The 8,534-nt window shown below is 74.1% G+C and carries 8 protein-coding genes; 2 read left to right on the top strand and 6 right to left on the bottom strand.

All coding sequences use genetic code 11. The features are described from left to right. Positions 1 to 100: 100 nt before the first annotated feature. The 6 genes from AC07BF_RS34890 to AC07BF_RS34865 all read right to left on the bottom strand — a co-directional run bounded on the left by AC07BF_RS34890 (position 101) and on the right by AC07BF_RS34865 (position 6,039). A complete protein-coding gene (locus AC07BF_RS34890) occupies positions 101 to 1,339 on the bottom strand; it encodes a hypothetical protein (protein ID WP_363632067.1) in 1,239 nt (412 codons plus the stop codon). Positions 1,340 to 1,431: 92 nt separating this feature from the next. Next, positions 1,432 to 1,974 carry a SigE family RNA polymerase sigma factor gene (locus AC07BF_RS34885; protein WP_350885682.1) on the bottom strand — a complete coding sequence of 181 codons (543 nt, stop codon included), beginning with the start codon at positions 1,972 to 1,974 and terminating at the stop codon, positions 1,432 to 1,434. A gap of 130 nt (positions 1,975 to 2,104) precedes the next feature. Beyond that, positions 2,105 to 3,337, bottom strand: a complete 1,233-nt coding sequence (gene mycP / locus AC07BF_RS34880; RefSeq protein ID WP_363586527.1) for a type VII secretion-associated serine protease mycosin — start codon at positions 3,335 to 3,337, stop codon at positions 2,105 to 2,107. A gap of 100 nt (positions 3,338 to 3,437) precedes the next feature. Next, the gene (locus AC07BF_RS34875; RefSeq protein WP_363586526.1) at positions 3,438 to 3,734 is read right to left on the bottom strand and encodes a WXG100 family type VII secretion target; all 297 of its coding nucleotides are present in this window, start codon (positions 3,732 to 3,734) and stop codon (positions 3,438 to 3,440) included. A 102-nt stretch (positions 3,735 to 3,836) separates the two neighbouring features. Further along, positions 3,837 to 4,142: a WXG100 family type VII secretion target gene (locus AC07BF_RS34870; protein WP_350885676.1), complete on the bottom strand. Its 306-nt coding sequence runs from the start codon at positions 4,140 to 4,142 to the stop codon at positions 3,837 to 3,839. Positions 4,143 to 4,323: 181 nt separating this feature from the next. Further along, complete coding sequence (locus tag AC07BF_RS34865) at positions 4,324 to 6,039, bottom strand: type VII secretion protein EccB (protein ID WP_478334421.1); 1,716 nt, start codon at positions 6,037 to 6,039, stop codon at positions 4,324 to 4,326. A 293-nt stretch (positions 6,040 to 6,332) separates the two neighbouring features. Here AC07BF_RS34865 and eccE point away from each other — a divergent pair, with 293 nt between their 5' ends. Continuing rightward, positions 6,333 to 7,649, top strand: coding sequence for a type VII secretion protein EccE (gene eccE / locus AC07BF_RS34860; protein ID WP_478334420.1), 1,317 nt, complete (start codon positions 6,333 to 6,335; stop codon positions 7,647 to 7,649). After that, on the top strand, positions 7,649 to 8,416 hold the full coding sequence (locus tag AC07BF_RS34855; protein ID WP_478334419.1) for a hypothetical protein: 768 nt from the start codon (positions 7,649 to 7,651) through the stop codon (positions 8,414 to 8,416). The genes eccE and AC07BF_RS34855 overlap by 1 nt, the downstream gene beginning before the upstream one ends. Positions 8,417 to 8,534 lie beyond the last annotated feature (118 nt).

Raw genomic sequence — 8,534 nt, 5'->3', positions numbered from 1 at the left:
CCCCCCCCCCCCCCCCCCCCCCCCCCCCCCCCCCCCCCCCCCCCCCCCCCCCCCCCCCCCCCCCCCCCCCCCCCCCCCCCCCCCCCCCACGTCCGCACCGCTACTTCTTCAGCTTCCACACCGGCGCGGTGGCGATCGCCTTCAGCTGGTCGTTGCTCAGCGCCGGGGTGCTGCGGATCGCCGGGGTCTGCTGGGTGCCGCTGTTGAACGCGCTGATCACCACCCGCAGGCCGTCCGCGTGCAGGGTGTCGACGGTCCACATGCCCGGGTTGGAGCCCCGCTTGCCGACCACCACCCTGGTGCCGTCCGGCTGTGCCCGGGCACTGCCGAACAGCTCCTCCTTGGTCTTGTCGTCGCGGGACCAGTCCTGCACGTTGATCTCCACCATGGACTTGCCCTTGCCGTCGTCGACCACGAAGTTCGCGTAGCCAGGCTGTCCCCCGGTCTCCGTCTCGGTCAGCCCGGACGGCAGCAGCTTGGCGACAATCGCCAGGATCTCGTCCTTGCCGTACTCCTTGCCGTTGTCCGGCCCCGGCTCCGGCCGCGGCTCGGGGAACTTGGCGATGATCCCGTCCCAGGCCTTGTCGGTGACGACCGCCCTCAGCTGCTCCGGCGACAGCGGCGGCGTCCGACGGCTGTCCGGTGCGCCCTTCTCCGCCTCGGCGTTCCACTCCGTCAGCTCGATCACGCGGCCGTCGGCGCCGCCCAGCCAGGCGGACCACCTCTTGGTGCCGGCCTGCTTGTTCGGGTACTCGTAGCCCTGGAACAGGGTCAGCTTGCCGCCGCCCGGCAGGCCCGCGCTGGTGCAGGCGTCGTACGGGACGAGCTTCCGGTCCGGGCAGCCGTTCTCCGTCAGGACCGGGCTGCCGGCCCCGACCCGGTTGACCGAGACCGCCATCGCGGCCCTGCCCCGACCGTCGTCGAAGACCAGCGTGCCGCCGTGGCGTTGACCGGCGTTCTCGTCGCTGGTCCGGCCGCCCGGCAGCAGGCCCCGCAGGGTGGCCAGCACATCCTCGCCGGTGACCTCGCCCGGCTCCGCGGAGGAGGCCGCCGCGACCGGGGCCGCCGAGCCGCTCCCGCTGCCGCCGGCGGTGCTCGGGGCGGCCGCGGGCACCGCACTCGGGCGCGGCGAGGAGCCGGTGAGGTACACCGCGCCGGTCCCCACCAGGGCCAGCGCGGCCGCGCCGCCCACCACCGCGGCGGTCGAGCGGCGGCGCCAGCGTCGGCGGCCGCGCTGGTACCCGCCCGCGAGCAGGTCGGACGGCTCGGTGCGGAAGCCCTCGCCCGTACGGGTGAGGGCGTAGAGAAGATCGTCCTCGAACTTGTCCGGTTCGGACATGGGTGGTCACCGTCTCCTTGCATCACGAAATTGCGTCACGAAATTGCGTCACGGGTTGCGTCACGGGTTGCGTCACGGACTACGAGCAGTGGTCAGCGGGCGGCAAGCTCGGCCAGCGAGTCGCCGAGCAGGCCGCGCAGCCGGGCCAGCGCCCGGGTGGTGCGGGTGCGGACCGCCCCCGGGGAGGAGCGCAGCACCTCGGCGGTCTCCGCGACGCTGCGGTCCTCCCAGTAGCGCAGCACCAGGACGGCGCGGTCCTTGGGCGGCATCCGGCCGAGGGCGTCGAGCAGGGTCATCCGCAGCGCGCCGTCCGCCTCCCGCGCCTCCGACTCGGGCACGGCCCCGATGGGGCGCTCGGTGCTGGAGCGGCGGCGCTGCTGGGCGAGGAAGGTGCGCACCATCACCGTGTGGGTGTAGGCGGCCGGGTTGTCGATCCGGTTCCGGCCGCCGGTCCAGGCGCTGCGCCGCCAGAGCACGTACATCCGGCTGAGGGCCTCCTGGACGAGGTCCTCGGCGTAGTGGGTGTCGCCGCTGGTCAGCAGGCAGGCCGAGCGGTACAGGTGGCCGGTGCGGCCGGACACCAGCTCCAGGAACTCTGCGTCCTCGGCCTCCCGGCCCGCCCCGATCCACCCCATGCCCGCCGCTCCCCCGTGTCCGCGCTCCCCGACACTTCTTGGATGCGGTGAGCGGCCCACGACGTTACAGCCGTTCCGGAGGATTCTTCCGCGCACTCCCCGGGCACCGGGCGGGTGCTGCGCACACGGATCAGTCGGCGGACCTGCGGCGCAGGTCGCGCAGGACGACGCCGCCGCCGATGAGCAGCGCGACCAGCAGCGCCCCGATGCCGAGGACGTACGTCGCGGTGCGGCCGTCGCGGTCGGCCTGGGTCTCGCCGAGGCCGACCGGCCGGGGCACGATCGGGGCGGCGGCCAGTCGGACGGGGGCGTCCGGGGTGGCGGTGAACGGCGCGCTCTCGGGGGCCTTGGTGACGGCCCTGACCGGGTCGACCACGCCCCAGCCGACGAACCGGTCCGGATCGCGCTGGGTGCGCTGGGCGGTCTGCTCGATCCAGGCCCGCACCTGGGCCGGCTTCCAGTTCGGGTGGGCGCCGACCAGCAGCGCGACGAGCCCGGACACGTACGGGGCGGAGAAGCTGGTGCCGTTGTCGACGCACTGGCCGCCCCTGGGGACGGTGGAGAGCATGTCGACGCCGGGTGCGGCGACCTTCACGAAGGAGCCGTACTGGGAGAACGGGGCGCGCTCGTTGTTGCGGTCGGAGGCGCCGACGGCGAGCACGGTCGGGAAGGCGCCGGGGTAGGTGTCGCCCTCCTTACCGTCGTTGCCGGTGGAGGCGACCACCACGACGCCGCTGTCCTCGGCGGCCTGGACGGCGGCCTTCAGCTCCTGGTACCCGCCGAAGCCGGCGGCGCCGGCACCGCGGACGTCCTGGGAGATGTTGATGACCTTGGCCTTGGCCCTGACCGCCTCGTTGACGGCCTGGACCAGGGTGGAGACGTCGCCGTTGCCGTCGCTGTCGTTCTGGCGGATCGACAGGACGGTGGCGTCGGGGGCGAGCCCGACGAAGCCCGTCCGGTCGTAACGGCGGGCGGCGATGATGCCGGCCACCTTGGTGCCGTGGCCGACCGGGTCCTCCTTGGAGCTGCCCGGGACCTTCTCCTTGGTCTCCCGGTTCACCACCAGGTTGGAGCCCTCCAGGACCTTGCCCGCCAGCTGCGGGTTCTGGTCGTCCACGCCGGTGTCGATGACCGCGACGGTCACCCCCGCGCCGGTGGTCCGACCGCCCTGCCACAGCTCGTCCAGCAGCAGGCGCTGCAGCGACCACGGCACGGTCGGCACGTCGGGCGCGTTCTTCGGGCAGTCGCCCGCGGCGGCCAGCCCTGGTCCGCTGTCCGCGTGCGCCGGGGCGGCGAGCGGGCCACCCAGCACGGCGAGCGCGGCCAGTGCCGCGGCCGCCTTCCGGTACCCGCGTCCGGACACCCTGCCACCCCTCATGTCGTCCACCCGTGCCGCGCACCGAAGGGCGGGTGCCCGGAGTCCGAGCACCCGCCCCCTCACGTTCCCGCTGGGGAACGCGTGGTCAGCTGTTCCCCCACAGCTTGGCGTTGTTGTTCTCGGTCGTCCGGTAGCTCTGCGCGGCGCCGTCCAGCGAGGAGGCGATCTGCGTGCAGACCTTCTGCAGGTCGGCGGCGCGCGCGTCCCACTGGGTCTGGTGGGCCTGGTAGCCCTGCTGGGCCGCGCCCTGCCAGCTGGACGCGATGCGGTTGACGTCGCCCTTGAGGTCGTTCAGCAGGTGGTCGATGCGGCCGGCCGAGGCGCGCACTTCCTCGGCCGCGTGGTGGACGGTCTCGAAGTTGACGAGGATGTGGTCGGACACGATGTCTCCCTTGACGAGGATGCGGAGCACCCCGCGCTCAGCCGCGGGCGCCCCACCGAGCGGAAGGTCGGAACAGAACGGTGATCAGCGCGGTGCGGCTGATCAGCCCTGGGCGTTGGAGAACAGCGCCTTCTGCTCTTCCTCGGTGCTCGCGTAGTGCTTGGTGGTCAGCTCGATCGCGTGCTGGATCGCGGTGAGCGACTCCTTCAGCTTCGCGATGTCGGTGTTGACCTGGTCCTGCAAGGCCTTGTAGGCGTTCGCCGCCTGGCCCTGCCAGCCGCCGGTGATGCCATCGACCGTGCTGATGAGCTTCTGCCGCTCAGCCTCGATCTTCCCGATCGCGTCCTCGATCCGCTTGGCGAAAGCCAGCATCTCCTGAGCCGTCATCGTGAACTGACCCTGAGCCATGCTCCACCATCCCCCATGAGACAGACATTGCGTGTACGGAGGGCAGCGCGGCCCGACCGTCCCATCACCCTAGTGATGTCCAGGAGCACTGTAGTCGGCACACGCAGCTCACCCAACACCGAACTCGGCGCAGTTACCAGACCATGACACTGAGGCCAATTCCGTTGCCGGGCTTGGTCGATCAGGCGTTCTGCGGCTGGGCGGCGCTCTTCGCCGTCAGCGGCGGGCCGGCCGGGACGAGGTCCGACCACTCGTGCGGCACCGGGAGCGGCTGGAGCTCCTTGTAGCCCAACCGGGCCTGGTTGGCGCCCGATTCGTCCTGCGGCGGCTGCTGGTCCGGCGTGGTGGCGCCCGGCTGCGGGGTGGGCGTCTTCGGGGCGCCGCCCTGGCCCGGCTGTCCGCCCGCACCCGGCTGCGCACTCTGGCCCGGCTGCGCGCCGGGCGGGGTGGTGGCGCCGCGACCACCGTCGCCGTTGGCCGGCACCGAGTAGCGCAGACCGGTCTCGGTGATCAGGAAGTCGGTGCCGGAACCGCCCGCCGCGTTGTCCAGCGCGCGGTAGAAGAGGCCGTGCCCGGGCGTCACGTACGCGGCGCCCGCGCCGTTGTTGTACGGCGCCGGGTAGGACGTCCCGGCCCAGACGCTGCGCCGGGGCGTGCGGCCGTCCTCGGCGACGCCGTCGAAGGTGCTGCACACGACCAGGCGCGCGTCCTGCCGGTCCTGCCAGTTGTTGGCCGGCGCACCGGACTTCAGCGGCCAGTCGTCCCCGGTGCTCGGCAGCCGGACGTCGTTGCCGAGCTTGGCGTGGTCGGCCGGGGTCATCTCGTCGCTGCGCGGCCGCTTGTCGCCGTCGTACTTGTAGAGGTCCTGGTAGTCCGGGTTCTGCCGGATCAGCTCCGCCTGGAACGGCGTCACCAGGTAGAGCCGGTCCTTGCCGACCACGTAGTGCCGGTCCTGGTAGTGCACCAGCCGGCCGATCCGGCGGTCGGCCTGGTTGCCCAGCTCCACCGAGGAGTTGGGGTTCGGGCTGTCCGCCACCCCGTCGACCTTCGGGAAGGTGATCGGGCTGCCGGTCACCAGGGTGTCCAGCCACTCGCGCTTGACGCGCTGCGGCACCGCGTTGGGCCCGAAGACCGCGGTGATCAGCGACTTGCGCTCCTTGTCGTCCGCCTGCGGCGAGCCGATGCCGTGCTTGCGGCCCTGCGCGTCGACCAGGAACACCTTCGCGTCACCCGGCCTGGCCGCGGGCTGGCCCGGCGCCGGCTGCGCGGATACCTGCTGCTCGTCCGCCTGCTGCACCAGCAGCAGCTGGTCCTGGCCGAGCATCCGGTCCTTGCCCGCCAGCGCCGCCGCGTCCGGGCCGGCCGCCACGAACACCGCCTGGTTGACGGTCTCCTGCTTGTCGTCCGAGCCCGGGCGGTCGCAGACCGACCACTTCATCGGCTTGTCCGCGTTGTCCCTCGTCGGCAGCTTGTCCGGCGCGTACGGGATGCCGATCGTCGGGCCGTGGTTGGGGTAGCTGTCGAGCACCCCGTCGTCGACCACCACCACCTTGGCGTCGGCCGGCAGCACCAGCCGCGCCGAGGACATGTTGAGCACCTGGTGCAGCCGCCTGGTCCGGCCGTCCGGGTCGGTCAGCACCACGTACCGGGTGGTCGACTTCTTGCCCTGGACGACGTTCTTGCCGTCGTCCCAGTGCAGCGGCGCGCTCGGCTTGAACACCCCCCACAGCCCGAACCCGGCGACGATCACCGCCCCCGCCAGCACGCTCGGCAGCACCGCCTTCACCGGGCGCGGCGCGTCCTCGTCGCTGCCGCCGCCACCGGGCAGCAGGAACGCCCCCACCGTGCGCTTGCGGGCGAAGGTGTACGCGTTCAGCTCGTCCCGGCGCGATGCCATCCTCGTCGTCCCCCTCGTCAGACACTGTCGGACCGGCCTGCACCGCCCCCCGCACCCGCCGGGCGGGAACCCGTACGAACCCTCTACGATGCGGCAGCAGACGGTGAGTACGGTACGGGTACGGTCCGCGCACCGGCCAGCCGGGCCGCGGCAACTGATCAGAGAGGGTCACCCGGGGGATGCCAAGCCAGACCGCTCCAGGACGCCGCGGACCGGCAACGGGCGGGAGGTCGCGCCGCTCCGGCCGGGCGCAGCGCGGCGGCCCCGCGCCCGGGACCGCGCCCGGGCAGCCATTGCCGCCCGTCGGCGAGAGCAGCGGCCGTGACGAAGGCGGTCGCGGGCCCGTCCTGCTCCGGATCAACCCCCGGCCCGGGCTGCTCGGCGGGCGGCTGAGACTCCAACAGCTCGTCCTGGTCGAGGTCGCGGCCGCGCTGGTCGCGGTGGGCTGGACGATCAGCCGGCCGGTCGCCGCCGGCTTCGGCGCGGTCGCGCTGGTCCTGGTGGTGCTCGCCGTGATCCCGCTGCGCGGCCGGACCATCCCCGAACTGCTACGAGTGCGCGCCGCCCTCAAGTCCCGCCGCCGGCAGGCCCGCGGCACGCTGCCGCCGGCCGGCACCGACCCGGCACTGGCCCCCGCCCTGGAACTCGAACCGGCGCTGCGCACCTGCACCCACGCCACCGAGGCCGACCTGGGCGGCCGCCCGGTCCGCCGGGAGACCGGCATGGTCGGCGACGGCACCTTCCTCAGCTCGGTGCTGCTCGTCCAGGCCAAGGACCAGCCGCTGCGCCCGGTGCGCACCGCGCTGCCGCTGCCCCTGGACGTGATCTGCTCGGCGCTCCAGGTCGACGACATCACCCTGGAGTCGGTGCAGCTCGTCCAGCACACCCAGCCGGCCCCGGCCCCGCACCTGCCCGAGCAGTCGCTGGCCGCCCGCGCCTACCGCGAGCTGCCGGACGGCACCGCCACCCCCGGGCTGCGGCTGACCTGGGTGGCGCTCAAGCTCGACCCGGAGCGCGCCGCGGCCGCCGTCCGGGCCCGCGGCGGCGGCGAGGAGGGCGCCCGCAAGGCGCTGCAACGGGTGACCGACCAGCTGGCCGGGCGGCTCAACAGCGCCGGGTTCAACGCGACCGTGCTGGACGAGCGCGAGCTGATCGCCGCGCTGGCCATCTCCACCTGCGCCAACCCGCTCGCGGTGGCCGGGCGCCAGGGCACCGGCAGCGGCGGCGGCACCACCCGCCGCACCCAGGAGGGCAGCCGGTTCTGGCGGATCGACGACCGCTGGCACAGCACCTACTGGATCTCCCGCTGGCCGCAGCTCAGCCGCCCCGGCGGCTCGCCCGGCCGGATCGCCGCACCCGACCTGGTCAACCTGGTCACCGGCTCCCCCGCGCTGGCCAGCACCTTCAGCCTGACCGCCGGGCGCGGCACCGGCGGCTCGGTGACCGTCAGCGGGCACCTGCGGGTGACCGGGCGCAGCGAGAGCGAGGTGACGCAGGTCGGCCGCCAGGTGGAGGCGCGGGCGCAGGGCGCCGGACTCGGCCTGGTCCGGCTCGACCTGGAGCAGGCCCCCGGGGTGCTCGCCACCCTGCCGCTGGGAGGAGCGTCCTGATGGCGTACCAGACCTATCCGGCCCCCGGCCCGCAGCACGGCGCCGAACGGCCCCGGGCGCGGTCCCGGATCCTGCCCGGCTTCGGGCTGCGCGGCCCGCGCCGGGAGAAGCACGTGCTCGACGCCGCGGACCTCGGGGCGCTGGCCTTCCCGGTCGGCGACGACGGCGTGGTGATCGGCGTCGACCCGCAGGGGCTGCCCGCAGTGCTCGGCCTGTTCCGGCCCAGCGCGTACGACCTGGTGCTGGTCGGCGGCGTGTGGACGGCGCAGGTCATCGCGCTGCGGGCGGCCGCGATCGGCGCCCGGGTCGCGGTGGAGACCGCGCGCGGGCAGCTGTGGGGCCCGCTGGCGCAGGCCGCGGGCGGCGGGCAGCCGTGCGTTACGGTCCACCAGGTCGGCCGACTCGGCCCGCAGGGCGCCTCGGTGGCCTCGCCGGTCCTGGTCGTGCGCGACCTCGGCGCCCGCCCGCCGCGCAGCCAGCTCTCCGCCGCGCCCTGGCAGACCACCCTGACCCTGCTGCCGTACCTGGGCCCGAACGCGGCCCGGGTGCTCAACGCGGCCGACCTGGTGGGCGTGCAGCGGGTCTCCCCGCAGGAGGCGGAGCTGACCGGCCGGGTGCTGTCGCTCCCGTCGGAGGACGTCGCCTCGCTGCCCACCCTCGGCGACGACCTCACGCTGTGGGCCACCCGGATGCGGCGCCAGTACGTGCGGGCCGCGGCCGGGCAGGCCGAGCAGCAGGTTCTCGGCGGTCCGCGCCGGATGGACTGAGCGGCGGCGCCGGGCCCGGGGGGCCGCTCCGGATCCGACGCCGCCTTCAACGGGGGTTGCCGCACGGCCTAGTCTTTGATGCGGCAACGGCACCGCTGAACAAGCGGCGGCGAACACG

The organism is Kitasatospora sp. NPDC043950 (assembly GCF_056435345.1).
Note: the sequence above shows the minus strand (reverse complement) of the source record. Positions and strands in the feature narration are given on the sequence as shown.